The organism is Aquibacillus halophilus, from assembly GCF_009649745.1.
Classification (GTDB): Bacteria; Bacillota; Bacilli; order Bacillales; family Amphibacillaceae; genus Aquibacillus; species Aquibacillus halophilus.
Map to the genome: position 1 here is coordinate 103,075 of NZ_WJNG01000009.1, position 24,245 is coordinate 127,319.

The 24,245-nt window shown below is 35.5% G+C and carries 28 protein-coding genes and 2 pseudogenes; 19 read left to right on the forward strand and 11 right to left on the reverse strand.

The annotated features are described in order from the left end of the window. Positions 1 to 11 precede the first annotated feature (11 nt). Both GH741_RS12285 and GH741_RS12290 read right to left on the reverse strand, forming a co-directional pair. Entirely contained in the window at positions 12 to 1,361 is a 1,350-nt protein-coding gene (locus tag GH741_RS12285; RefSeq protein WP_153737083.1) for a dihydrolipoyl dehydrogenase family protein, read from the reverse strand. Positions 1,362 to 1,478: 117 nt separating this feature from the next. After that, on the reverse strand, positions 1,479 to 2,036 hold the full coding sequence (locus GH741_RS12290; RefSeq protein ID WP_153737084.1) for a hypothetical protein: 558 nt from the start codon (positions 2,034 to 2,036) through the stop codon (positions 1,479 to 1,481). Between the two features lie 98 nt (positions 2,037 to 2,134). On the opposite strand from GH741_RS12290, the gene GH741_RS12295 reads away from it, so the two are divergent. Next, positions 2,135 to 3,049, forward strand: coding sequence for a phosphatidate cytidylyltransferase (locus GH741_RS12295; protein WP_338079409.1), 915 nt, complete (start codon positions 2,135 to 2,137; stop codon positions 3,047 to 3,049). Between the two features lie 47 nt (positions 3,050 to 3,096). On the opposite strand, the gene GH741_RS12300 is transcribed toward GH741_RS12295, so the two are convergent. From GH741_RS12300 to GH741_RS12310, 3 genes and pseudogenes are all read right to left on the reverse strand, one after another. Further along, on the reverse strand, positions 3,097 to 4,167 hold the full coding sequence (locus GH741_RS12300) for a DUF3231 family protein (RefSeq protein ID WP_153737086.1): 1,071 nt from the start codon (positions 4,165 to 4,167) through the stop codon (positions 3,097 to 3,099). A 205-nt stretch (positions 4,168 to 4,372) separates the two neighbouring features. Further along, a pseudogene (locus tag GH741_RS22440) lies at positions 4,373 to 4,621 on the reverse strand (OsmC family protein); the annotation flags it as partial. A gap of 21 nt (positions 4,622 to 4,642) precedes the next feature. Beyond that, complete coding sequence (locus GH741_RS12310) at positions 4,643 to 4,843, reverse strand: hypothetical protein (RefSeq protein WP_153737087.1); 201 nt, start codon at positions 4,841 to 4,843, stop codon at positions 4,643 to 4,645. Positions 4,844 to 5,014: 171 nt separating this feature from the next. On the opposite strand from GH741_RS12310, the gene GH741_RS12315 reads away from it, so the two are divergent. The 3 genes from GH741_RS12315 to GH741_RS12325 all read left to right on the forward strand — a co-directional run bounded on the left by GH741_RS12315 (position 5,015) and on the right by GH741_RS12325 (position 6,814). Continuing rightward, on the forward strand, positions 5,015 to 5,734 hold the full coding sequence (locus tag GH741_RS12315) for a YwaF family protein (RefSeq protein WP_153737088.1): 720 nt from the start codon (positions 5,015 to 5,017) through the stop codon (positions 5,732 to 5,734). Positions 5,735 to 5,884: 150 nt separating this feature from the next. Beyond that, positions 5,885 to 6,349 (forward strand): DUF2243 domain-containing protein, encoded by a 465-nt coding sequence (locus GH741_RS12320; RefSeq protein WP_338079404.1) that lies wholly within the window; start codon positions 5,885 to 5,887, stop codon positions 6,347 to 6,349. A gap of 45 nt (positions 6,350 to 6,394) precedes the next feature. After that, positions 6,395 to 6,814 (forward strand): hypothetical protein, encoded by a 420-nt coding sequence (locus GH741_RS12325; RefSeq protein ID WP_205677332.1) that lies wholly within the window; start codon positions 6,395 to 6,397, stop codon positions 6,812 to 6,814. A gap of 46 nt (positions 6,815 to 6,860) precedes the next feature. On the opposite strand, the gene GH741_RS12330 is transcribed toward GH741_RS12325, so the two are convergent. Further along, on the reverse strand, positions 6,861 to 8,417 hold the full coding sequence (locus GH741_RS12330) for an ABC-F family ATP-binding cassette domain-containing protein (protein ID WP_153737091.1): 1,557 nt from the start codon (positions 8,415 to 8,417) through the stop codon (positions 6,861 to 6,863). A 471-nt stretch (positions 8,418 to 8,888) separates the two neighbouring features. On the opposite strand from GH741_RS12330, the gene GH741_RS12335 reads away from it, so the two are divergent. Genes GH741_RS12335 through GH741_RS12345 form a run of 3 tightly spaced genes read left to right on the forward strand, consistent with a single transcriptional unit; the run spans position 8,889 to position 12,363 of the window. After that, complete coding sequence (locus GH741_RS12335) at positions 8,889 to 9,581, forward strand: response regulator transcription factor (RefSeq protein WP_153737092.1); 693 nt, start codon at positions 8,889 to 8,891, stop codon at positions 9,579 to 9,581. After that, positions 9,559 to 11,796 carry a histidine kinase dimerization/phospho-acceptor domain-containing protein gene (locus GH741_RS12340; RefSeq protein WP_153737093.1) on the forward strand — a complete coding sequence of 746 codons (2,238 nt, stop codon included), beginning with the start codon at positions 9,559 to 9,561 and terminating at the stop codon, positions 11,794 to 11,796. The genes GH741_RS12335 and GH741_RS12340 overlap by 23 nt, the downstream gene beginning before the upstream one ends. Before the next feature lie 51 nt (positions 11,797 to 11,847). Continuing rightward, entirely contained in the window at positions 11,848 to 12,363 is a 516-nt protein-coding gene (locus GH741_RS12345; protein ID WP_338079406.1) for an RNA polymerase sigma factor, read from the forward strand. Positions 12,364 to 12,424: 61 nt separating this feature from the next. On the opposite strand, the gene GH741_RS12350 is transcribed toward GH741_RS12345, so the two are convergent. The 3 genes from GH741_RS12350 to GH741_RS12360 all read right to left on the reverse strand — a co-directional run bounded on the left by GH741_RS12350 (position 12,425) and on the right by GH741_RS12360 (position 14,618). Then, positions 12,425 to 12,967, reverse strand: a complete 543-nt coding sequence (locus GH741_RS12350; protein ID WP_153737094.1) for a GNAT family N-acetyltransferase — start codon at positions 12,965 to 12,967, stop codon at positions 12,425 to 12,427. A 114-nt stretch (positions 12,968 to 13,081) separates the two neighbouring features. Next, on the reverse strand, positions 13,082 to 14,260 hold the full coding sequence (locus GH741_RS12355; RefSeq protein ID WP_153737095.1) for a DUF2812 domain-containing protein: 1,179 nt from the start codon (positions 14,258 to 14,260) through the stop codon (positions 13,082 to 13,084). Beyond that, on the reverse strand, positions 14,250 to 14,618 hold the full coding sequence (locus GH741_RS12360) for a PadR family transcriptional regulator (protein WP_240795487.1): 369 nt from the start codon (positions 14,616 to 14,618) through the stop codon (positions 14,250 to 14,252). Before GH741_RS12360 ends, GH741_RS12355 begins: the two co-directional genes overlap by 11 nt. Positions 14,619 to 14,821: 203 nt before the next feature. Here GH741_RS12360 and GH741_RS12365 point away from each other — a divergent pair, with 203 nt between their 5' ends. Together GH741_RS12365 and GH741_RS12370 are read left to right on the forward strand one after the other, a co-directional pair. Continuing rightward, entirely contained in the window at positions 14,822 to 16,990 is a 2,169-nt protein-coding gene (locus GH741_RS12365; protein ID WP_153737096.1) for an FUSC family protein, read from the forward strand. 58 nt (positions 16,991 to 17,048) lie between these two features. Continuing rightward, positions 17,049 to 17,408, forward strand: a complete 360-nt coding sequence (locus GH741_RS12370) for a nuclear transport factor 2 family protein (RefSeq protein ID WP_153737097.1) — start codon at positions 17,049 to 17,051, stop codon at positions 17,406 to 17,408. Here GH741_RS12370 and GH741_RS12375 read toward each other — a convergent pair. Next, entirely contained in the window at positions 17,405 to 17,602 is a 198-nt protein-coding gene (locus GH741_RS12375; protein ID WP_153737098.1) for a hypothetical protein, read from the reverse strand. The two genes, GH741_RS12370 and GH741_RS12375, sit on opposite strands and share 4 nt — an antisense overlap. Before the next feature lie 459 nt (positions 17,603 to 18,061). Here GH741_RS12375 and GH741_RS12380 point away from each other — a divergent pair, with 459 nt between their 5' ends. The 10 genes from GH741_RS12380 (at position 18,062) to GH741_RS12425 (ending at position 23,987) form a co-directional block, all read left to right on the forward strand. After that, positions 18,062 to 18,505: a hypothetical protein gene (locus GH741_RS12380; protein WP_170287626.1), complete on the forward strand. Its 444-nt coding sequence runs from the start codon at positions 18,062 to 18,064 to the stop codon at positions 18,503 to 18,505. A gap of 195 nt (positions 18,506 to 18,700) precedes the next feature. Continuing rightward, positions 18,701 to 18,844: a hypothetical protein gene (locus tag GH741_RS12385; RefSeq protein ID WP_153737100.1), complete on the forward strand. Its 144-nt coding sequence runs from the start codon at positions 18,701 to 18,703 to the stop codon at positions 18,842 to 18,844. 144 nt (positions 18,845 to 18,988) lie between these two features. Beyond that, positions 18,989 to 19,474 (forward strand): YjdJ family protein, encoded by a 486-nt coding sequence (locus GH741_RS12390; RefSeq protein ID WP_153737101.1) that lies wholly within the window; start codon positions 18,989 to 18,991, stop codon positions 19,472 to 19,474. A 306-nt stretch (positions 19,475 to 19,780) separates the two neighbouring features. Then, entirely contained in the window at positions 19,781 to 20,692 is a 912-nt protein-coding gene (locus tag GH741_RS12395; protein ID WP_153737102.1) for an LCP family glycopolymer transferase, read from the forward strand. Between the two features lie 381 nt (positions 20,693 to 21,073). Then, a complete protein-coding gene (locus GH741_RS12400; protein WP_153737103.1) occupies positions 21,074 to 21,298 on the forward strand; it encodes a DUF1659 domain-containing protein in 225 nt (74 codons plus the stop codon). Between the two features lie 34 nt (positions 21,299 to 21,332). Beyond that, positions 21,333 to 21,545, forward strand: a complete 213-nt coding sequence (locus GH741_RS12405; protein ID WP_153737104.1) for a DUF2922 domain-containing protein — start codon at positions 21,333 to 21,335, stop codon at positions 21,543 to 21,545. Between the two features lie 67 nt (positions 21,546 to 21,612). After that, entirely contained in the window at positions 21,613 to 21,750 is a 138-nt protein-coding gene (locus GH741_RS12410) for a YvrJ family protein (RefSeq protein ID WP_153737105.1), read from the forward strand. Between the two features lie 500 nt (positions 21,751 to 22,250). Beyond that, positions 22,251 to 22,634 carry a DUF302 domain-containing protein gene (locus GH741_RS12415; protein WP_153737106.1) on the forward strand — a complete coding sequence of 128 codons (384 nt, stop codon included), beginning with the start codon at positions 22,251 to 22,253 and terminating at the stop codon, positions 22,632 to 22,634. Between the two features lie 123 nt (positions 22,635 to 22,757). Continuing rightward, positions 22,758 to 23,426 carry a hypothetical protein gene (locus GH741_RS12420; protein WP_153737107.1) on the forward strand — a complete coding sequence of 223 codons (669 nt, stop codon included), beginning with the start codon at positions 22,758 to 22,760 and terminating at the stop codon, positions 23,424 to 23,426. Positions 23,427 to 23,432: 6 nt separating this feature from the next. Beyond that, entirely contained in the window at positions 23,433 to 23,987 is a 555-nt protein-coding gene (locus GH741_RS12425; RefSeq protein ID WP_153737108.1) for a TlpA family protein disulfide reductase, read from the forward strand. Positions 23,988 to 24,044: 57 nt separating this feature from the next. Here GH741_RS12425 and GH741_RS21625 read toward each other — a convergent pair. Beyond that, positions 24,045 to 24,245: pseudogene (locus GH741_RS21625) on the reverse strand (Crp/Fnr family transcriptional regulator); the annotation flags it as partial.

A 24,245-nucleotide genomic window follows, 5' to 3' on the forward strand; every position in this document is an offset into this window, starting at 1 on the left:
TAATTGGTACCCTATATCAAATGTGCAATATCAGATGCTACCGTGGGGTAAGCGAACAACATCTTTTTTAAATCTTTGGTTGCTAAATTAAATTGAATTGCGGTGGCAAAATGATTGATTAATTCATCAGCCTCATTACTAAGAAAATGAGCCCCAATTACTTTGTCATTTTCTTGATCTATTATTACTTTCGCAAATGTTACAGGTTGATTGGTTCGTTTGTAGGTGAACCAGTTAGTTGTGTCGATAGCATTAACTGTGTAGTTACTAACTTTTGTTGATGCTTCTTCTTCAGTTAAACCAACCGAGGCAAGTTTAGGAAGTGTAAACACATTGGTTGGCATCACCTGTTCTTCAATGGAACGGTGGTTTCCTTTCCGAAGATTCGATGACACGGTGTGTGATTCCGTTCCAGCTACAGGTGTAAGGGCTTTTCCATTGGTTGCTGCAACATCCCCCGCCGCATAGATTTTTGGATTACTAGTGCTTTGGAGAAACTCATTAACTTCTATTCCTTTATTGCTGGCAGTTATCCCTGCTTTATCAAGATTTAGGGAATCTATGTTTGGAGTTCTACCAGCACCATGGACTACCATGTCTGTTTCAAACTCGAGAGTTTTATTGCCTTGTTTTGCAACAACTAAGTAGCCGTTGTTTGTTTTTCTAATTTCTTTAACTTCTGTTTTGAGTTGTATGTCAATACCCAGTTCCTCTGAATAATCGACTAGTTTGTTTACTAAATCGGAGTCAAAAGCTTTTAAAGGTTGATCACCGCGGTGAAGGAGTTGAACCTTTGCGCCGGCTCTAGTGGCAATATGAGCAAATTCAAAAGAAATATATCCTCCACCCACAAACACTATGTGGTTTGGTAGTTGCTCAAGTTCTAGAAAATCATCACTATATGTTAAGTGCTCACTACCATCGATAGGTAATTTTGCCGGGCTTGCTCCTGTAGCAATTAGGATATAATTTCCTTTAAGAGTAGTATCGTTTAGTTGCAATTTGTCTTCATCAATAAATTTCGCACGTCCATGATAAGTATCAATTCCCTGGTCATTTAACCCTTTTTCTTTCATTTCAGGAACACTAGCTGTAAACGTTTTTTTGAATTGCATTAGGTCACTCCAGTTGATCGTAACTTCTCCATTTATTCCATGCCCATTCAATCGTTGAGCTCCGTCTAGATATTCCGATACTCCTACTAATACCTTCTTAGGATCGCAACCTCTTAATGCACATGTTCCACCAAAAGGAAGTTCATCAATCATTGCTACCTTCCAGCCTGCTTGATTACACTTTGATGCTGCGACCGATCCTCCGGTTCCACTTCCAATTACAATCAAATCATATTCTTTTTCCATCCTTATGCACTCCTCTTTAGGGTTCTTCTGATGGTAAGATTCCCCTTTGAGTTCACATTAAACACCGTGCATCTTATACGGCTTTTTACTATTCACATTCAGATTGTAATTCATTCTTTACTCTGAGAGCTGTCGTTTGATTGGTTCAAACTCAAAAAGCTTCCCTTCGTAGGTAAGGTGAAGACGGTCACTTTTCCTGAAATCCTCAGGAGTTACCAAAGCCGGAAGCTTATCCCATAGTTTAATCCCAGATCGATTAAGAACTTCTGCAACGAATTGAGAGCAAAAGTAGGAATTGCTAAATTCAACAGGTTCTTTTAATGACACACCAATGACACCTAAAAGGTTATATAGAAATTTATCGCCATTTCTTATAAATACATCAAGAACTCGTTTCATCTTTACAATTTCACGTTCGGTTACCTCAAGCTTATAGATAACACAGGTTGTCCCTTTATACCTACTGTAGGTTCCTGTGAAAATATCTTCTTTAACAAAACCTCCGTATAATGGATTTTTAGGGTTTTTGCGTCCGAAGCTATACATTTCTTTTAGCTCGGGATCAAATGAGAGGGAGGCATGGTTGTAAGGGGCTTTTGTATATTTTTTAATTACATTCGTGAACATGGTTCCTGTGTCTGATAACATGATATACACGTAAGAATTTGCAGTCATTTCAAGTACCTCTTTTTCAAATATTCTTATTCTTCTTTCAATTATATAGTAAATTTAGTAAAATGAATGCAGTTTTTAATAAAGAATGGGTGATTCATGTGATTGAAACACTATGGACGTTAGCTATTATATTCATTGGATTGTTGTCGGCTACAATTGTATTGGTTGTTTTGAAAAAACAACAGCGTACCAAGGATTTTTCTGGTATCCTGCTCCGTGTTAAAACATGGTGGGGGATGTTCGTAGTTTTTTGTTTTGCAACCTTATTTAACCCTGTTGTTTCCTTACTATCGATAATGGTCTTATGCTATTTTTCATTGAAAGAGTATTTCTCAATGATTAAGTCAAAGAAATCCGACAGGCGCTTGTATCTCTGGTGTTATTTAGTAATTCCAGTTCAGTTTTATTGGATTTACATTGGTTGGTACGGAATGTTTATAGTGTTCATCCCTGTTTACGTTTTTTTATTCTTGCCTTTACCCAGGATTATTAATAAGGGGACTTTGGGTTTTCTTCGTTCTGTTAGTACGACACAATGGGGATTAATGCTGATGGTGTTCGGATTAAGTCATCTAGCATACTATCAATTTGCATCTCCAGAGTTTGGATCGAGTCTAGTATTATTCCTAATCGTTCTAACCCAGTTGAATGACGTCGCACATTATCTGATATCCTTATATTTTGGTCGAAGAAAGGTTGTTCCTTCGGCAAATCCATATATTACATGGGAAGGCTTCATTGGTGCAATGCTAGTCACAACACTGGTTTCTTACTTTCTTTACCCATTTCTGACTCCATTTGGGCTCACTTTTGGAATATTATCGGGTGTAATAATTAGTATAGCTGGATACTTAGGATCCCTGACTATTTCAGTTTTAAAGCGAGACTTACTAATCGATGACAGCAAAAAACTCGAAACACTAAAGGGAAGTTATCTAAATAGGATTGATAGCTTAACCTATACGTCACCAATATTTTTCCACATTATTAGGTACTATTTTGAATTTATGTGAAATTAAAAGCCACCTGAAATCAACTATTTCAGGTGGCTTTTAATTCTCTAATTGTTCCCGTGTGATTCTTTTGAAAGTTTTTTTCGATCTGTGGCTGTTGGAGGTTCTTCTAGCAATCCAAGATTTATCATAAGGTTTATACCTTCGTTTGCGTATTTTCCAATATCCGCTGTAAGTGTAACAAATTGGCTATGTAAATCATGCCTCATTATTTTAGATACAGCTAATCCATAATTCGAAATGCCAATAGCATTAGCAAGTGCTGTATGATAAAGCATTAACTTATCAGAAAAGGGAGGGGTAGTAGAATCTGTGATATGTGCATCCATTAAACTTGGAGCAGGCAAGTCATCAGCAAGTAGGAAGGAACCTAATTGTTTGATTTGTGTATCTGCTACCTGGGCGCCATCCTGGAAATATTCCCTTAGTTTAGCTGATGCTGCAACCTGACTAAATGCTAGCATCATCGCTTTTCCTAATGTATTTGTATTAATATTAACTTGTATATGTTTAATCTCTAACCCTGTTAATGGTCTAAGCTTGCCTGCTATAGCCGAAATGAATGTTTTCTTTTCAACAAAATCTACCTTCTTCGGGTAAGGAATAGTAGGTGGGAAAGTATTCATCCCTTTTGAAAGTAATAGATGCAATCCCTTTTCATAGGTGATTACTGTATCATCGATGCACATTTTAAAGTAATCGACAATGTCTTGTCTTGACGAACTCGATAGTGCACTTCCATAAGTCATCAAACCTGCTCTTGACATTTCTGTAATATAAAAAACCATAAATATATCACTGAAAAGCCGCGGTGCATCTTTTCTAACATCCTGTTCTCCAAAGCCAACAGGTACAGGAATCTTTTCCTTTAAATAAATTTCTTTAATCATTTGTACGTGTTTGCTTGATGTAGCTAAGGCATATTCAAGAAAATCTTTTATTTCATCGTCTTGGACAACCTGAAGGTGATGTTCAAAAACACAACTAAATAAGGAGTCACCGAGATAGTTTGCAAATAAATCTCCTAGTTCAGATGACACCAACTTTTTATTTTGTTGGTGTTCTCGAATTTTCTCAAGTGTGTCTTTATCCACATGCGTTGAGGCATCCTTGTCCATTCTTGTTCCTCCTAAAGTATCCTTTTGAGGTATTATTCGTGAATAGGTTATAAATTATTAGTTTGTTACTAATATTTTTTAGATTGAAGTTTACAAGAAATTTAGACCATTTTTTGTTCGGCTATTAGCGTGGGAAAAGTCTCTAACTTAAAGTACCCACCTGTTAATTAACAGGTGGGTACTTTAAGCTTAATTATTTTCAGTATCAATATGCTTCAATATCCCAAGTATGTTCGAATGAAACCGCACCCTTTAGGGTTTGAGCCACTGGACACTTTTTATCAAACACAGATAAGGCTCGCTCAGCTGTTTCTTGTTTTCCATCAGGTACTTTAACATGATAATGACACTTTATTTTAGTGATTTTTAAAATGCCTTCAGGTGCTTCAATTGTACCTTGAATATCCGCACTTACTTTGTCTGGTGAAGTTGGTATTTTACGCGCTTCCAGCGCGCCAGAAAGAGTACCAACTAGTCAGCCACCAGCTGCAGCCACAATATGATCTAGTGTTGAAGGGTATTCGACTTCAGTTTCAGTGCCATAGAAATCCTTTACTCCCCCATGAACACCATAGTACACAGGTTCCTCGAAATCTCCTATATAAGCTTGTCGGATTTTGTTAGCAGTATCCTTTTGAACAATCGTAATTTTTGTTAATTCAATTGGGTTACTCATTAACACACCACCTTTTCTTATAGAGTACATTTTCAGAAAATGATATGCAATGATAATGATCTGAGCTTTATTTCATTTGAGAACTTAGGCTTTTGGTTTATACTTAACATACCAATTAGTGTTGTAGTATCGTTGTTAGATATTTTATATAAGACAAAGGAGGAGGAAATTATGAGCGATTTGTTCATTAAAGACGGAAGTGAACCTTTTGTTTTGTTTTCTCATACTCATTTGTTCACTCTGGTGGTCATTCTCGTTATTTGTATTGGGATGTATTTTTTCAGAGAACAGCTAAGGCAGCGGTTGACAAATAAAATCTTCAGGTATTCATTGGCGATTATTTTGCTCTTTTCTGAAATAAGCTTGATCTGGTGGCAAAGCCATATAGGGACTTGGACAGTTAGGTATTCTCTTCCTCTTCACTTAAGTAGTATTTCCTTGTTATTATCTAGTGTCTTATTATTAACAAGAAATTATAAACTATTTGAATTTACTTATTTTGCGGGGATAGGAAGTGCTATTCAAGCAATGATTACACCAGACATCCATGCATATACTTTCCCTCACTTTAGATATGTCCATTTTTTCATCTCCCATGGAGGGATTGTTATTGCTAATATGTTTATGGTGTTCGTTGAAGGATATCGTCCTACTTTCAAATCTATTTTTAAAGCAGTGTTGTATTTGAATGGATATGCAGCACTTATTTTTATTATCAATAAAGCTATAGATGGCAATTACATGTATATCATGAGGAAGCCGATTAACCCATCTATCTTCGACTATTTAGGTCCGTGGCCAACATATATTCTCTTGCTTGAGGTCATAGCATTAGTTACGTTTTTTCTATTATATTCTCCGTTTTTCTTTGCGAAATATTTCCGGAAATAAATTAATTAGTTACTGTTACATTCTAAATTTGAAAGTTTTAAAAGTATAGTTACCCAGTATTAACAAAAGTTCTTATATCTGTGTTTTGATTTTGTAAGTATAATATTGCAAGATTTGGATATTAATTGAGGTGATGATAGATTTAAAAGGGTGATTTCGTTGAGTATCAAAGATAAAAATTTGTTTGTAGCTGCGTTTATTCTTGGATTAGGTTTGCTAGGTGCTATTGATGGAATTGTTTTTCATCAGTTGTTGCAATGGCATCACATGGTACTTAGTACTAATATTCAGCTGGAGATCCTAACTGATGGTTTCTTTACTGCTGCTTTCTCTGCTTTGCTCATTTGGGGTGGAATTAAAATTTTCAAGGATACCCGAAATGACAAGCTCGGGTATAATTGGAGTATATTTTTTGGGGGCGTTTTTATTGGTGGTGGGACGTTCAATCTAGTCGAAGGAATCGTTAATCACCATATATTACAGGTCCATCGCGTAAAACCAACTGCTGAAAATCCTTTAGTCTATGATTTGGCGTTTTTAGCACTGGGCATTTTGCTCATTATTGTTGGATGGATGATTATAAGAAAATCTAAACAGATTAAAGTAGCGCGTTAGAAGATGAAAAAGGTGAAAAGTTTTCTAAGTTTCTTAGCCTTATTTTTGATATTATTTATTTACTTTATAAATCAGAATCAACACATGCATTCATCTTCGACTGGGATGGATCATGATCAAGTACATATTCCAGAAGGATATTTAATTCCTTCAGTCGAAATTTTGGTTCAACAAGATCAGTCAGCTACCTGGCTTTTAAAATTGGAAGTTAAGAACTTTGAATTTGCCCCCGAGAAAGTGGGAGATAATCTAGAAAGTTATAATGAGGGTCACGCCCATCTCTTTATAAATGGCATTAAAATAAATCGTTTATATGGGGAGTATTATAACCTGGGATCGCTTAAACCAGGGGAAAAAGAAATAAAAGTTTCACTTCATTCCAATAATCATGGAGCCTTGGTAGTTAAGGGGAATAGGATTGAAGATAGTACGCTTGTAAAGGTTCCTTCCTTCATTATCAAGTAAAATAAAAAGCCTAACTTCTCTTGAAGGGAAGATAGGCTTTTAATAGTTAAAATGCTTTTGTAGTCCAATTTTCACAGTTCCACACGTCAGTGACAACACCGTCGTAGAAGTCAGGCTCGTGTGAGATAAGAAGAACACTTCCTTTATATTCCTTAAGTGCTCGTTTTAATTCAGCTTTTGCATCAACGTCTAGGTGATTGGTTGGCTCATCTAGCACTAGCAAATTTGTTTCACTATTGATTAATTTACATAGTCGTACCTTTGCTTTCTCTCCACCACTTAGTACTTGCACCTTACTTTCAATATGTTTTCTTGTAAGGCCGCACTTTGCTAAGGAAGAACGAACTTCCTGTTGGGTTAGGTGAGGAAACTCGTCCCAGATCTCTTCGATACATGTGTTTTTGCTTGTTTCCTTTAGTTCTTGTTCGAAGTAGCCAAGATGCAGATGCTCACCCTGCTGGACAGAACCTGATATAGGATTGATTTCTCCAAGAATACTTCGAAGTAAAGTGGTTTTCCCGATGCCATTTGCTCCCGATAGGGCAATTTTTTGTCCGCGTTCCATTGCTAAATCAAGCGGTCTTGATAGGGGTTCATCATATCCAATTACGAGATCCTTTGTTTCAAACAAGTATTTACCAGGCGTTCTTGCTTGTTTAAAACGAAATTGTGGTTTCGGTTTTTCAGCATCTAGTTCGATTATATCCATCTTATCCAATTTTTTCTGACGTGACATTGCCATTTTACTCGTTGCCGCGTTGGCTTTATTTCTTGCCACAAAGTCTTTTAGGTTGGATATTTCCTTTTGTTGCTTTTTATGAGCTGATGCTAATTGCTGCTTTCTCATTTCGTAAACACGTAAGAATTCATTGTGATCACCTGGATAACGTGTTACTTCTTGATTTTCCATATGATAGATTAAATTAACAACACTATTTAAAAATGGAATATCATGGGAAACTAAAATGAAAGCATGATCGTATTGTAATAGGTAATTCCTTAACCATTCAATATGTTCGACATCAAGGTAGTTTGTTGGCTCATCAAGTAATAGAATATCTGGTTTTTCTAATAACAACTTGGCAAGCAACACTTTTGTTCGTTGTCCACCACTTAAGTCGTTAACGTCACGGTCCAAGCCAAATTCATTTAGCCCAAGACCATTAGCAACTTCTTCAACTTTTGCATCAATCATATAGAAATCATTGTTTGTGAGGGAATCTTGCATACGACCAGTTTCTTCAAGAAGTTGTTCCAATTCTTCTGGTTCGACTTCACCCATTTTCCCAAACAGACTATTCATATCTTCCTCGATATCATACAAGTATTTAAAGGCTGTCCTTAGCACATCTCTAATTGTCATGCCTTGCTTTAGATCGGTATGTTGATCTAAGTAACCAATCCTTGTATTTTTAGACCATTCAACTTTACCTGCATCAGGATCTAGTTTGCCGGTGATAATATTCATAAAAGTGGATTTACCTTCGCCATTAGCTCCGATAAGCCCAATATGTTCCCCTGCTAACAAACGAAATGATACGTCATCAAAGATGGCTCGATCGCCAAATCCGTGACTTAAATTACTAACCGATAGTAAACTCATAATTAAAACACCTTTTCCTTTAATAAGTTCAGACTTTACCTATTATAAAGGTGATTCAACAAAAGTGGTAGAGGATAACGAAAAGTTTATTAAGAAGAAACTTCCAATCCAGTGTTTGTGAAGGTTAAGGGTGGTTTTTTTGATGAATAAATTCAGAAATGAATTAGGGAATGGTGAAATTATATCTTAGCCAAGGTCATGACTGCTAGAAGTCCAGACTAAAAATTACTAATAATAGTGAGCTCTCCTAGAACTAGATTCGCTCGATATATTAATAGATATATTTAAATTTAATTCTACAGTTTAGGGTGATTTTACACTACTAACGCAAAATCTAATATACTAGAGCTAGTTTTATAATTAAAACTTGCATCAAACTTAAGAAATTCTTAAGAATTATAGTAACCGAATATTAAGAAATGTAGTTTAGTATAAAAATATAGAAGAGGCTTAATAGAAAGTTGGGTGGAAATGGATAATTATTATGTACTAGTAGTAGATGATGAAAAGGAAATCCGAGACGGTATTGAAATTTACCTGAAAAATGAAGGAGTCACCGTTTTAAAGGCCAAGGATGGAATCGATGCATTGGAGATTTTAAATGAACACCAGGTCCATCTGATTATTTTAGATATTATGATGCCTAGACTCGATGGAATTTCTGCCACATATAAAATTCGAGAAAAGAAAAACATTCCAATTATAATTTTGAGTGCTAAAGCTGAGGACACAGATAAGATATTAGGCCTTCAGGTAGGGGCAGATGACTACATAACTAAACCATTTAATCCCATGGAGCTTGTGGCGCGTGTGAAATCTCAATTAAGAAGGTATGTAACGTTCGGTACATATGAAGGAATAAACAAAGTAATTGATTTAAATGGTCTTACATTAGAAAAATCCGCAAAAGAAGTCACCGTTCATGGAGAAACGGTTAAGCTTACGCCAATTGAATATAAGATTGTTGAGCTACTTATGACAAATGCCGGTCGGGTGTTCTCAATTAATGAAATTTATGAGCAGGTCTGGAATGAGCCTTGCTATAATGCTGAAAATACTGTAGCAGTCCACATCCGCAAAATTCGTGAAAAAATAGAAATAGACCCGAAAAATCCAAGATATCTAAAGGTGGTATGGGGCATTGGCTACAAAATGGAAAAGTAAAGTTATCATATGTATAATCGCTATCTTATTTACTTTTAACTTAAGTGGAATCCTTTTCCTTGCTAACTACGGTACTTATTACGCCCAAAAGGATTATTTCCATACATCGAAATTCCAAGATGAAATTGACGAGTTTGCAAGATATTTAAGTATGTTTGAGCTAAATAGTGTTCCGTTAGACGAAGCAAAAGAGTCGTTAACTGTTACAGAAGAGGAAATCAACGAACACCGTTATCGATATGGTGATCTACCAGAACAAATCAATGGCATAAATTCTCAATATGAACACTTAATTCAAGGAGCATTGGATACGGGTAGTCAACAGGTAGCTGATACCTACATTGCTGAAAGAGATGCTAAAATTGAGGACATTACCAAGAATTTTGAAAGTGATGAGTATGTTGAGGCAAAGGTTATTAAGGAGAAGGAAGAACTATTAGGAGAATATTATAATGAACGAGAAAATTATCGCTCTGATTTTTTAAGATTAAAAGAGAATTTTAAATACTATTTTACAGATAGAGTTACAGGTGAAGTTTACTCAAATTTAGACTATCCAGAAGATGAATTGGCCCCAATAGATCCAGTCGATATGTTATATGTTACAAATTATTCGATCGGAGAATATGTTAAGTATGCTTATGTCGGGGGATATGCAGAAGAGTTAATAGACTCAATAACCCCGACAAATAGTACGGTTGAAGGTGAAATTGCCGTACCAAAATCCTTTTCGTGGTCGAATCCAATTATGGAAGAATATCATAACTATCGACAGGAACAAATACTATTTTGGAGTTATGTAGCAGCAAGTGTGCTTGCTTTTATACTAATTCTTATTATCATTTTTAAATCAAAAGGAATTAAGGCTGAAGTCTCTAACTTGGAGACTTATTATAATAAGCTTTCGATCGATGTAAGAGCCGTACTTTTTGGACTGACAGGAATTGCTACCATTATAACTACGTTGTTAGCAGCTGGTAGGCTACTTTATATATTTGATCATTCCTTAATACAGGGCTTTTTCATAGCGGTAGGGCTGCTCATTGGGACAGTTGGTATTGGTCTTACTTTTATTCAGGGAAAGTTTCTAGCAGGAACATTAAAAGATTGGAAAAACTTTAAATGTCAATTAGAAAAATCACTCTTGAATAAAATGACAAAGCGACTAAAGGTAGTTTTTCGAAAAGTAGTCTACAGTCTGAAAACAGCATTTTTAGACCAAACGACCGGTACACAGTTATTTATTGTTTTGGGATTGATATTCCTATTAGGAATTTCAGTAATTATGACGATCGTACATCCAATTTTTGTTATTTTCTATATTATATTGCTTGGTGCTGTGGGATTGCCTCTGGTGATGGTGTTGGTTAATCGTATCGGTTATTTCAATCAAATTGTCGAGAAAACCAACGAATTGGCAAAAGGTAATTTGGGGAACGATCTGCAGGTAACAGGAAAATCGGTTTTTGCCCAACTGGCTAGTAATATAAATGTACTAAAGCAAGGTGTACGAGCATCACAGAATGAGCAAGCAAAGAGTGAACGTCTTAAAACAGAGTTAATTACCAATGTCAGTCACGATCTTCGTACGCCTTTGACATCAATTATTACCTATACCGAGCTATTAAAATCTGGTGATGTATCAAGTGATGAGAGTGCAGCATATCTTGAAATAATTGACAGGAAATCACAGCGCTTGAAGGTGTTAATTGATGATCTGTTTGAGGTATCAAAAATGGCTAGTGGCAATATTCAATTAACAAAGGAAAAGGTTGATCTTGTTCAGTTATTGCAGCAGGCACTTGCGGAATATGATGACACAATCAACGACTCTAGTCTCCAATTTAGGATTACGAACATCGATAAACCGGTATATTCTCTGGTCGACGGTCAGAAATTATGGCGTGTTTTTGATAACTTAATAGGAAATATCCTTAAATATTCTTTGGAGTATTCAAGGGTTTATATTAATCTATCTACAAAGAATGACCGAGCAATTATTACATTTAAGAATGTTTCAAAATATGAGCTAGGCGAAAATAGTGATGAGTTATTTGAAAGATTCAAGCGTGGAGATACATCTAGGCAAACGGAAGGTTCAGGACTTGGGCTTGCGATCGCACAATCAATCGTCGACCTCCATGAAGGCAGTCTTGATATGGATACTGATGGTGATTTATTTAAAGTGTGTATATCTCTAAAGTTAGAGGAGTAATTAAGTTGTTTATTCCATTTTTAGTGTGATGACAAGATAGGGGAGAAAACGGTGACTACGATAGATTTCACAGAATTATATCATTTGTATTTTAAGCGGCTATTTCATCTGAGTTATTCGATTGTTAGAGATGCACATCTGGCCGAAGATGTCGTTCAAGAAACTTTTATTAAGGCGATAAAGCATGTTTCCTCTATCCAAGATGAAAGTAAGGTGGGTGCGTGGCTATCAGCAATTACAACTAGAACTGCGATTGATTTTGTCCGCAAAGAAAAGAAAAATCAAGGTGTCCTGTTTGATGAAGAAATCCTTGAGATACTAGGTGAACAAGTGAGCCAGAACGTGCTAGAAGAAGTAGAAATTTTATTATTAAATGAAGAAGTGAATCGTGCTATTAAAACATTGACAGTTGATTATCAGGATGTTCTTTGGCTTAAGTTAGAGAAAGGGTTAAAGGAAAGTGAAATTGCACGTATTCTGGAACTCAAGCCTGCGACTGTTAAAACAAGGATCTATCGAGCAAGGAAACAATTGAAGCTATTGTTCCCAGAACAGGTGAGTGCATAAGCAGTTCCATGTTGATTATAGGTAAAAGTTATGTAAGGGGGGCTTCTAGAGTTGAAGCCCCTTACTTATACTTAAAGTCTCGCTTTAGCATTGAATAAATATATGTATCATTTGCCCTACCGTTCTGATACATATAATCTCTTAAAATACCTTCTTGTTGAAACCCCAATTTTGTTAATAAGTTAGTAGATGATTCATTCTTCATAAAAACAACAGCACCTATACGTGTTAAATCAATATTTTCAAATCCGAATGATATAACTGCCGTCGCTGCTTCTGATGCATACCCTTTTCGCCAATAATTAGGGTTAATTTCATACCCTATTTCTGCGCGTTTGTGCTTTGGCACCCAGGCGTTAAATCCAATTGTTCCAATTAATCCTTTGCTACCTTTTAGCTCAATGCCCCATCTTAGACCTCTTTTTTCCTTATAACTGTTTGCGAAAAACTCAACGATATTCTTCGCTTGTTCTATGTTCTCTAGACTTTCTTGACCATAAAAACGTGTTACTTTATTGTTTGAAAAGCATGTAAAAACATCCTTAGCATCCTCATCTGTTATTTCTCTCAATAAGAGTCTGTTTGTTGTTAGGACAGGAAACATACTACCACTCCTTTATACTTGTAAGATCCTAAATAAATAGCATGCACTATCACTCGTTTAGGTCTAAGGCTATAATTCTATTATATATGAAGTGCGCTAGTATAAGCTTGACAGTTAATACCCTGCCTTAATCTCCACCTCCGAAATGATTTCGTCCGCCGTTTCTTTTCCGTAATGTACCACTCGATAGACAACATTATCTTTTCTTGCAATCAGATCTGTCTTATTGTCTTCTTGATTCAGCCATAATTCATCAAATTGAGTGATTGTGAGCTGGTAATTCTCATCCAAGTATTGGTTCTCTTCAATTAACTCTTGTAAAAATTGCTTTGCAAGCCACTCACTTCTTACATCATATCGATATGATTGAATGCTTGGCTGATATGAACCACTATTGTCATCCCACATCACACCGGGAACTTCTACAGTTTCATATAATTCATATTGTTTTGGCACTAAGATACTTGCTTCTTCTTTATAATAATTGTCGATGCTTCCTGGGAAATCATCCATGTCTGGAATTCTAGTATAATTTGTTTCATTGAGAATATCGGAAATCTCCACAACAGGAAGTTCTTTATCAGGAATCTCTGGAAAACGCTCGCCTGAAAGTGCTATAGTTTGCGCTGTGTTGAATAAAATCCATGAAGAAAGGATAAAAATGAAACTACCACCAAGCCATCTGTTTCGGTTTAATTTTTTCCTATAATTCACTTCATTTAGTAGGGTCCCAGAATGTAATTTCTTCATCAATTTTGACATATGTACCATGCCTGTGGTCATAGAAAAAATAATAAGAAGGATAGACAAAATAATCATAAATGGCGCGATAAATTCGTCCTCTAAAAAATTCCTAACAGGGCTACTTTGTAACATGAAAAACGACAGGAACAACATCAGAATAGATAATACTAAAGAAATTACTCCTCTGGTTGAGATATCCTTTTTTAGGAGCGTAAGTGCTTCTGCTTGTTCGAATGGATCCGTATGGAGTTCATTTGTATTTTTTTTGTTAACTTGTTTGAATACCTGCAAATATCCACGGGAAGCTACGTGTTCCCATCCAGATTGTCGATATATTTCGATTCTCTCATCTTCATATGAATAAGGTAATTTAAAGACATCACAGCGATACTTTATCCTTTGTGGCTCACTTTTAATAAATGTCGCAGTAAATTTATTTATTTTTATAAGTTCCCATCCGTGGGTAGCCATGTCTGAAAACCATGCCTCTTGTTCCTCAATATCCCATAGGTCTAGCCACAGTATTTTCTTTTTTAACTTATCTTTCACTAGACTTTCCCTCCCCAAACATGAGTTTCCCGTCTTCAACCATCTGTTGTAGTCTGTGATATTCTTTTAGCAAAGCCTCCCGTCCGAGCTCAGATAATTGGTAGACTTTCCTTCTTCCATCCAATTCTTCTAGTACGATGAGTCTGTCCTTTTGTAATCTTTTTATTATTCCATAAAGTGTACCGGGCCCCATTAGTACTCGGTCATTGGATACTTGTTTGACAACATCCATTACTGCATAGCCATGGAGCGGCTGATTCAATGCAAGAAGTACATAATACATAGCCTCGGTCATAGGTGTTGGTTGGCTGTCTAACATTCGATCACCTTCTATTTTTTTAACTATTATGCGTGACAATATATCGTATAGCATAATAGTAAGGCTACATTATGTGGATGTCAATAACCATCTATTGAACTAATCAATATAGCAATGACTTAGCTACGGTTTATAGTAGCTTGAGAAGGGAAAAATGGATAAAGAATCTGAGCTTAGTTTGAAATAAATGTGAGGATAGTCTAAGCTAATATTTTATGAAGTTTATGAAGAAGGTTGATAGGATGAAACATCTACATATAAGACATTGGATTGGAAGACTGCTTGCATCAGATCCAGGTAGAAAAAGATTTCAACAAGCAGGAAAAGCAACGATAAGTTTAATGTCATCTGTGTTTGCTATGCTCTTAATTTTGCATATAGCGGGAAATGAATTATTCACACCTGCCATCGTTGCTGGGATGGTTGGTCTGCTTAGCATTATGGTCGTTACAGATGATACGAAAAAACAAAAGCGAGTAACTACCTTATTACTTGGTGTTTCCTCTATATTTGGAATTACGTTAGGTTCCTTATTAGCTGGGAATCCCTACTTTGTTGGTGCATTAATGGTTGTTGTTATTTTTAGTGCCTTTTACTTCTCAAAATTTGGTTCTCGTTACTTTTCCCTTGGTATGATTGGTTTTATGAACGTGTATATAGCTTCTTTTTTGCAGCTCTCAACTAGTCAATTTCCATGGTTTTATTTAGGTATATTTATAGGAGTGGTCTTTGCATATCTTTACAATTTTATTATTTTTAAAGATTCCGCTCATATTTTAAGACGGAGTATGCGGTCCTATCATATCCAAGCCAATTTGACATTAACTATCCTAATCCATTTAATTAGAGACCCTATTAATAGTCAGCATCGTAAAAATAGCCTTAAAAAAAACGTTCGCAAACTCAATGAGTATGCGAGAAATGTATCTGTTGATTTAAGTGAACAGGATGTGCAGGAAATCTGGCCGGGTTTGGACGCTTCACAATTACGATTATATGTTTTTGACACAGCAATGCTTGTCGAGACACTGACTGATTCCTTTGAACAACTAAAAATGGCTGATGCATTAGAAACAGAGGAGCTAAGGAGAATCTTAGCGTGGGTGGTAAAGTCACTTCGGGATGCCGAGGTGTTAGCCCAAAGCTACAAGAAACAGAATTTAGAGGAGGCAGAACAAGCAGTCCAAGGTCTTCGTCTTGTTTTAACTGATCTTCAAGATGATAATAACCAGTCTAGAAGCTGGTTGTTCCTGGTCAGGCGGATTGAATCGATTGCTAATCACGTTATTAAAAGTGCTGTAATTATCCAGCAGTCCCTTCTTGAAGGAAAAAATGCTGACATAGAATTCCAAGAGGTGGAAAAAGAAGGAACAGCTATTTCTGAGGACGAAGAGGTAGGTGTGAAACCCACAACCAAAAAAGCTTATCAGGCTTTAGCAGCAGGGACGGTATCAATTTTTGTTGGCTATGTTATATCGCCTATTCAACCATACTGGGTAATTCTTACGGCTTTTATAGTTTTGCTTGGAACAGAATCAGTTGGTCGAACGTATATTAAAGGTTTTCAGCGATCACTCGGAACAATATTTGGTGCAATAATCGGCTTTTTTCTAGCAAGGATTGTATCCGGTCATTCTGAAATAGAAATTATTTTGCTGTTTGCTGTTGTGTTTTTAGCTTTTTACTTTTTTACAGTATCTTATACGATTATGAGTCTATTTATTACGATTTTAATTGCATTCATGTATGATATTTTGTTGGGTGGAATTAGTTATCATTTATTAGTTGCACGTGTAGTTGACACAATTGCTGGGGCAGCAATTGCTCTAGTTGCTTCGATGGTTATTTTGCCAACTAAAACAAAGGATAAGGTATCTGATAGTTTTGCAGACTATTTAACTGAATTAAATCCGTTTATTCAGGATTATTTGAGAAGGTTTAGGGAAAATGTGAATGTCAAAAGTCTATCGGAGAGTGCTTTTGATATGGATCAGAAGCTTTACGCAATTAAAGGTTCTGCTCAATCTCTACTTCAGCGCCCCGGTGTTCTTAGTGACTCAGGTGTTGCTCGTTTAATTACTGTTTTCACGGCAATTAACTATTATGCAAAGCATTTGATTGCTTCTTCTTATCAAAAGAATTTTGATTATCCACAGGAATTAGAAGTGGATTTTAAACAAATTGAAGAAACAATGGAACAAAACATTCAAGTATTGAGTGAACTAATTACAGGAACGGAGCATCAGGGCATCGTTCATAACCTATCTAAACAACGAGAACGAATCGAACGACTTGCCCCAACTAGACAAGAAGAATCTCAGGGCGATCTGATCCATCATCTTTATTATGTTTGGAAAGTCAATAAATCGATTGTCATGCTAGCTGTTGAACTGGGTGCAGAAGAAAAATAGATGTGATGATGCATCAGTTGTATAATGGAATAAGGATTGAATTAGCGGGAGGTTTAACATGGAGGATAAATTAAAGGAACACTTACATTCATTGGATAAATTACTTTTACAAACTGATACCAGACAATCAAAAGAAAAGTTAAATGAATTGTTAGCAGATGATTTTCTTGAATATGGAAGTTCAGGTCGTATTTTTGATAAAGCAAATATACTAAGTAGACTTCCGAATGAAGAGGATCCTGAATTCTCTTTGATGGACTTTGAAGCAAGACAATTAGCTTCAAAAGTTGTGTTAACAACGTATCGTGTTATTAGGCGACAGGACATGACACATTCGTTGAGAAGCTCCATTTGGCAGTTAAACGAAGGGAAATGGCAAATGACTTTTCATCAAGGAACAAAAACAACAAGTAATTAATTTAGGCATTTTTGTAAGTTTTGTTGCTTTTTAATTGTCGCATTTTGATATAAAATGCGTCGTAAAGTAGCTACTAGTTGATTTGCGCTTCGGGCAGTCGCTTCCCGCGGGCAACGCTTCAACTTCCTCGGAAGAAAACCACTTCCTGCGGGATTTTCAGTCGTCGCTTTTCCCGCTGGAGTCGGCTGCCCCACGCTCCAATCACCATCATATAGTGTAGTTATTAATCCAACACAACACTATACTAGCGTTGGAAATACATGAAGACTCAAAAAAAATTAGAAACCTTCGCGCGATGAAAATTTCTAATTAATGAGTAGTGATGTTTCATGAAATAAACGTTTTTTGTGTTCTTCTAACTTAAACAGGAAGCTATTCTAAGTTGCGGAAAAATGCGACACTCCTATGGGAAAAGAACAGTCTGAAGACCCCGCAGTGAGTGTTCTTGACGAGCGAGGAGGCTGAGGAGTTCCCCATGGAAAGGGAGTGGTTTTCCGGAACGGCGAGATAGCACTATTCCCATAATTAGTTTTAAATTTTAAGAAGTAGGAACACAACCTAATGAATGGTAAAATAAGGATAGTGGACCGTTCCAATGATAGGTAAGGGTACCCCTTCAGGATCAAAATAAAGAATTAATTAGAAATCAGATAATGAAAGTTGCGTGGCGAATGTTTAAATCAGAAAAGTACAATCTAATCATTAAGACCTTTATTCGAATAGTAGTCGTTGTAATTATTTATAACATAGTTGAGTTCGAGAAAACTTTTCTTTTTAATGTTCTTTTGCTTTCGGTAGTTGGTTTACCAATTATTATAAGTATTTACAGGTACATTAATAAACCAATTGAGATGGTTGCTTATAATGGTCTTACTAAATCAGAACAAGATAGAGTCCCTGTGAGTCCCAATGATTCATCTGTCAACAAGGTGACTGTTGATACCAAATTAGCTAGAAAAATCGGTATTGCCTGGAAAGGAAAAGAGGTATATTCAGTTAAGTTCAATCATACTGCCACTAGTACTTCAGGAAATCTAATTGTGTATCTTGATTTAGATAAAAAAACAATTGTTGGAAAAGGAACTAGTCACTCTTAAAGTAGATTATTAATCGATAGAAGGCGATGACTTTATTACTACATACTGAAGTCCTTGGAGATGGAGATCCAATTGTATTTTTCCATGCCGGATTACAAACTGGTTTACAGATTTTAAGTATCAGAGAGATTATTGTATAAGTCAAAGTCGCTATTCCGGATTTAAGAGGACATGTGATCTTAGAGGGGGATTTATGTGGCTATTTTGCTGATTTTATTGGCATTTTTATTGTTTTTGGTGGGTATGTTAACACCTATAAATAGTTTTTATACACTGCCAATTTCTTTTGTATTTCTTATCTTTGGAATTGCAATCCTTTTAAAAAGAAAAGAGTACTAGTTTTTGTATAGGAGTGTATAAAAACGTAATTAGTTTTGTTGAAAAACTTGAATTATCACATTTAAATAATGAACGGTGGGATGTCAGGTAAATGTCTGACACGAATAGTAATTATTTAAACAATAAAAAAGAGGTGATGTTGAATTGTCGGTTAAACATAGTGTTCAATTAGGACTGGCTTTTTTTCTTCTAATGTTTTCTACAATTGCAGCGTGGTATGAAGGCAGCGAACTTTTAAATAACCCTTGGGAATGGGAATACTCAACACCTTTTTCGCATCTTTTCAATCAACAAGTAGAAATATCAAGTGATATTTCACAATTAGACTTTTTTATTTACTCTGGTAAATTCACACCTATATTTCCGGTTCTAATGATTATAAGTCTAATGTACTTAGTTAACGTTTCTGTGTACTTGATGGTAAAACGTAATCTAAAGCATTTTTCTTTATTTCTAGCAGTTAAGGGTATTCTTTTATTGATGTTAATAGGATCAGTTTCCGAATCGCCAACTATTGGAGGAGGAATTTTTACGATTACCTTCCTGATAAGCGGAACAGTATGTCTTGCAGTTGCTTTAGTATTTTATTTTGAACTTTTTAAAAGAACGAAAAGTGAAAATTATAGTTAATATCTTTTCCTTCTGTTTTAAAAAGAAAATTGTCCATATAGAGAATGATGGGATCGGACCTGTAATCGAGAAGGCACCTTCTTTTTAAGAAGATCGTGGCTTTTTATTTTCTATTGAGTATATTGTTGGAGAAGTAATAGCGAAAAATATACTATTAATTTAAACATTATAGTTTATTATTTGAATAATCTTTGTAAAGGACTATGGTGTACTTATTTGTTGTAACTTTATGAATATGGATTTTGGAAGAACAGGATTGTGGTCTAATTGGGGATCGAAGCATTGTATTTATAATGAGGTGGATGTATGAATCAGAAAAAGTTTAAAAAAAGCTGGTGGAAAATCGGTTTATTAGTTGTTGGATTACTTTTATTAGTAGGAGGAGCATACCTATATTCCATATATGATAATGTCAAAAGTACAGTAGATAATGATGTACATAAATCAGTTACTTCTATTGATAATAGATTGACTAAAGAAAAGGTCGAGAGTAGAGAACCACTAAATATTCTCCTATTGGGTGTCGACGAGAGAGAATATGATCAAGGACGTTCAGATACGATGATTGTCATGACTTTGGACCCGAACAATGATCGTATGCAGATGGTGAGTATCCCAAGAGATACCCGTACAGAAATTATCGGACACGGTACTATTGATAAAATTAACCACTCTTATGCGTTTGGTGGTAGTAATATGGCAGTTGATACGGTTGAAAACTTTCTAGATATCGAAATTGATTATTACGTACGTGTTAACATGGAAGGCCTTCAACAGCTAGTAGATACAGTTGGTGGGGTAACGGTAAATAATAACCTTGCTTTTAAAAATGGTAGCTTTCAATTTGAAGAAGGAGAACTAGAATTAAATGGGAGAGAGGCATTAGCCTATGTAAGAATGCGAAAAGAAGACCCTCAAGGTGATGCTGGCCGCAATGAAAGGCAACGTCAAGTAATCGAGAGCGTAATTGATAAAGGTGCAAGTCTTGGAGTGGTTAATAAAATTGGTGATATTATGGATGTATTAGGTGATAATGTTAGCACGAACATGGACTTTTCAGATATGCGTCGACTTGCAACCGACTATAGCAGTGCTCGAAAAAATAATAAAACTTATCAAATAGACGGGAATGGCACTTTCATTGGTGATATTTGGTATCTAATTGTGCCAGATCGAGAAGTAGAAAAAGTGCATCGAATGATTCAGGACTTTTCTTAAATTGAGAATTTTTTGAAAGAACTGTTTGTAGGTTTTTGTCAAAAAGTTTGAAAACCTCTATATGAACTGTAACTAACTTTGACATAGGAAATCGAGTTTAATAGTGACTAAAGAAGTTAGTGTTTTGTAAAGACAATAATCGTTTCCAAAGCTTAGGATAGAAGTATGGGAACGCAATGAAAATCTGAGGATTATCTTTTTTAAAAACAATGGTCGAGGGAGTGACTGACAAGTAGTAAAATTAATCAACTAGTTTATAAGCCAGGTATAAATTACCTGGTTTTTTTACGTCCAATTTTAATTATTTCGTCCATTTAAAAATTTCATAGACACCCTATCTTGCCTTCTCATCGATTATAGGTGTGAAGGGAGGTGAGAGACATGGCGGTAGCACAACTAATCAATTCTAATCTTCAATTAGCTTTTGAGGTGGATGTAGACGCATTAACTGGAAGACCAATTTTAAAGAACAAAAGCTTTAACAACATCAAGACCACAGTAACACCAGATCAACTTTTAGCTATTACAAACGCTTTGGTTCCATTGCAGCAGTATCCACTATACACAATTAAACGAAGTGACACAGAACTAGTAACAGAAGACTAATTATTAACTAGACCAACGGGAGGAGGTAAACCCTATGAAAACATTAGAGCTTAAGTTCCTTAATACACAAGACAAGATTGTAACTATCACACTTGACAGTCCAGTGGAACCAGCAGATGCATTGGCGATTGATCAGGCTATGGACGTGATTATTGCTCAAAATGCTTTCTACTCATCTGGCGGTGATTTAATAAGTAAAAAAAGCGCTAGAATAGTAGAACGTAATGTCTTTGATATAGAAGTGTAATAAGAAAGGGGGCGTTAATCGCTCCCTTTCTTATTTAATAAATATTAGATGGAAAGGAGTATAGAAAATGGAGGAAACATGGGTGGCGTTAATGACTGATGTTGGATTCCCAGTTGCGGTGACCTTTTATTTGTTACACAGGGTGGAAGGAAAACTGAATACTCTAATAGAATCCATACTTTCCTTGCCAGAAAAGCTAAAATAGATAGAAGTTACCAGGCTGGAAGGTCTGGTAACTTCTATCTGGTTATACATGAATAAGGTTAAAGTATTAAGACTTTTTTAAAAAATATATCGTAGCAAAGCCAAACAAGTTCAAATTTAATGGTTTGTTTTAAGAGTTTTTAATTTTATATGTAGTGACTCGGTAACTCCAACATTAATTTCTTAAAATGTAGAAATGATTCAGAACAAAATTCAAAAGGTTGACTATATACCTATGCGGGTATATAGTTGGTAGGAATAAATAATTTAGCATATTTTCATTAGAGAAATAAGAAATGTTGACGTACTAACATAGTGTTATTTTCCAAGATTAAAAATTGAAAACTTAAGGAGGCTTTAGTTATGAAACTGCTTTGGAAAATATTATGACCCTCACAAAAATTGTTGTTCCTGGCAGGAACAGGATTCGTAATATACTCGGTAACCCTTAAACTTTATTAATTTAACCTAAGATAGAAAAAAATAAAAGGAGATGGTGGGATGTTTGATTATACAGTTGAAACGAACAAAACGATGGAAGAGGCAATTCAGTCTTTAGAGGAAAACCTTAGGGAGGAAAAGTTTGGTATCCTATGGCAATTTGATATAAAGGAAAAACTGCAGGAAAAAGGATTAGAATTTAATCAGCCCTACCTGGTCCTAGAGGTATGTAATCCCCATGAGGCACAACGGGTATTATCACAAAATTTGATGGTTGGTTACTTTTTGCCATGCAAAATCGTTGTTTATGAGGATGCAGGGAAAATCATAATCGGTATGCCGAAACCGACCGCATTAATTCAGATGGTCAATGACGATCAAATAAAGGAGCTAGCGAGAGATATTGAAAGAAGGTTAATTACTTGTATTGATCAAAGTATCTAAATGGACATTTTGATAGAACGATAGTGTCTAGAAAAACTTGATTGTTCTATTTTTTTTCCTATCAATAGTATACTGATTAGGGTTATTGTTAATTAACTAAAATAGAAATAAAGGAGAGCTAACATGCCACCAGGTTGGATAATTGGTCCTTTTGTTATTAAAAGTTCACTGGTAATTCTGATTGCAAGTTTTATCATCGGAGTAATCTTTTTCCGGTTAGTTAGCCCTTTTTCTTACTCAGAAACAAAAAAGCGATTAGACGATGTGGGTAACCTGTTAATTGTGTTTGTTATTTCAGTTTGGATTGGCAAAATTCTAGTAAACTTTTCCACATTCATAAACGATCCTATTGCCATACTTGCCTATCCTAGTGGTTCTCAAGCATTCTATATCGCAATAATCTTTTCAGCCATTTATCTTAAATACAAAGCTATTGTTGATATACAGCACCTAGTTCATTTGCTTTTTTCGTGGATGATAATTTTTATAACTTCCTCGTTCGTGTATGAATTTATTCAAGTGATTTGGGGAAGTAATGTAATGACAAGTGGGTACTATTCTGGACTACTCTTCTTCCTACTGGTCAGTATTATTCTATTACAAGGGATATTATCAACAGAAACTCTTACTTTACTAGCCCTGATTGTTTGGAGCTTAGGTCAACTGTTACTATCCGTTTTTTTTACTACAACGGTATTTCAATTTTACTTAGATCGTGGCTTTTATTTATCTGTTTTTCTAATTAGTATTACTGTAATAATTTACATTAAGTACGGAAAACAAAGGAGGTAGTATTTGATGAAAAAGGTGATTTCTATAGCAATTCTTGTGGGAATGTTTGGATGGATTATTTATAATCAACTGTCACAGAACTCATTTAATCAAAATTCGAATGAAACAGCATTTAACATTGCTGATAAGGTATCAGCGAATTCTGTAATTGGATTAAACACAGGCGACCAAGCACCAGACTTCGAACTTCGAACGTTATCTGGCGAAACTGTAAAATTATCAGATTATCTAGGTCAGCGTGTTATGTTGAATTTTTGGGCTACGTGGTGCCCTCCTTGCCGTGCGGAAATGCCCGATATGGAAAAATTCCATCAAGATAAAGATGTGCAAATCTTGGCAGTTAACTTGGAAACATCAACACAGGATATAGAAAGCTTTGTAAAGGAACTTAATTTATCATTTCCTATTTTATTGGACAAAGAAAATATAGTAGCATCGAAATATAAAATACGCCCTATTCCAACCTCTTATATGATTGACTCAAATGGAATAATTCAATATAAAGCCTTTGGTCCATTGAATTATGAAATGATGGTTCAAGAGTTTGAAAAAATGAAATAAAGATTCCAAAAAAAAGCGTATAACCGGTGAGGGTCATACGCTTTAGTGAAATAATTCTTATACCTCAATCGTTGTTTTTACTTCTTTTTTACCTAGTTTTTTAGCAAAAAGGCCTTTGAGGTAAGGCATTGCGTATCTGTCCATTCCGAACTTGCCTGCATTTGCTCCGGCTGCTAGTAAGAATACTGTAAGTAAAATCATTTGTCCGTTGGTGCTAATTGTTCCACTGAACAAGAAAGCAAAGTTCATGGTGATTCC

Coding starts and splice junctions, on each gene's coding strand:
- GH741_RS12350 (WP_153737094.1), bottom strand. CDS start 12,967: ATGTTTCCTGTCCTAACAACAAACAGACTCTTATTGAGAGAAATAACA.
- GH741_RS12410 (WP_153737105.1), top strand. CDS start 21,613: ATGGAGGAAACATGGGTGGCGTTAATGACTGATGTTGGATTCCCAGTT.
- GH741_RS12310 (WP_153737087.1), bottom strand. CDS start 4,843: ATGAGTAACCCAATTGAATTAACAAAAATTACGATTGTTCAAAAGGAT.
- GH741_RS12415 (WP_153737106.1), top strand. CDS start 22,251: ATGTTTGATTATACAGTTGAAACGAACAAAACGATGGAAGAGGCAATT.
- GH741_RS12395 (WP_153737102.1), top strand. CDS start 19,781: ATGAATCAGAAAAAGTTTAAAAAAAGCTGGTGGAAAATCGGTTTATTA.
- GH741_RS12315 (WP_153737088.1), top strand. CDS start 5,015: ATGAGCGATTTGTTCATTAAAGACGGAAGTGAACCTTTTGTTTTGTTT.
- GH741_RS12290 (WP_153737084.1), bottom strand. CDS start 2,036: ATGACTGCAAATTCTTACGTGTATATCATGTTATCAGACACAGGAACC.
- GH741_RS12370 (WP_153737097.1), top strand. CDS start 17,049: ATGGAGGATAAATTAAAGGAACACTTACATTCATTGGATAAATTACTT.
- GH741_RS12335 (WP_153737092.1), top strand. CDS start 8,889: ATGGATAATTATTATGTACTAGTAGTAGATGATGAAAAGGAAATCCGA.
- GH741_RS12380 (WP_170287626.1), top strand. CDS start 18,062: ATGAAAGTTGCGTGGCGAATGTTTAAATCAGAAAAGTACAATCTAATC.
- GH741_RS12425 (WP_153737108.1), top strand. CDS start 23,433: ATGAAAAAGGTGATTTCTATAGCAATTCTTGTGGGAATGTTTGGATGG.
- GH741_RS12330 (WP_153737091.1), bottom strand. CDS start 8,417: ATGAGTTTACTATCGGTTAGTAATTTAAGTCACGGATTTGGCGATCGA.
- GH741_RS12300 (WP_153737086.1), bottom strand. CDS start 4,167: ATGGACAAGGATGCCTCAACGCATGTGGATAAAGACACACTTGAGAAA.
- GH741_RS12405 (WP_153737104.1), top strand. CDS start 21,333: ATGAAAACATTAGAGCTTAAGTTCCTTAATACACAAGACAAGATTGTA.
- GH741_RS12400 (WP_153737103.1), top strand. CDS start 21,074: ATGGCGGTAGCACAACTAATCAATTCTAATCTTCAATTAGCTTTTGAG.
- GH741_RS12285 (WP_153737083.1), bottom strand. CDS start 1,361: ATGGAAAAAGAATATGATTTGATTGTAATTGGAAGTGGAACCGGAGGA.
- GH741_RS12365 (WP_153737096.1), top strand. CDS start 14,822: ATGAAACATCTACATATAAGACATTGGATTGGAAGACTGCTTGCATCA.
- GH741_RS12420 (WP_153737107.1), top strand. CDS start 22,758: ATGCCACCAGGTTGGATAATTGGTCCTTTTGTTATTAAAAGTTCACTG.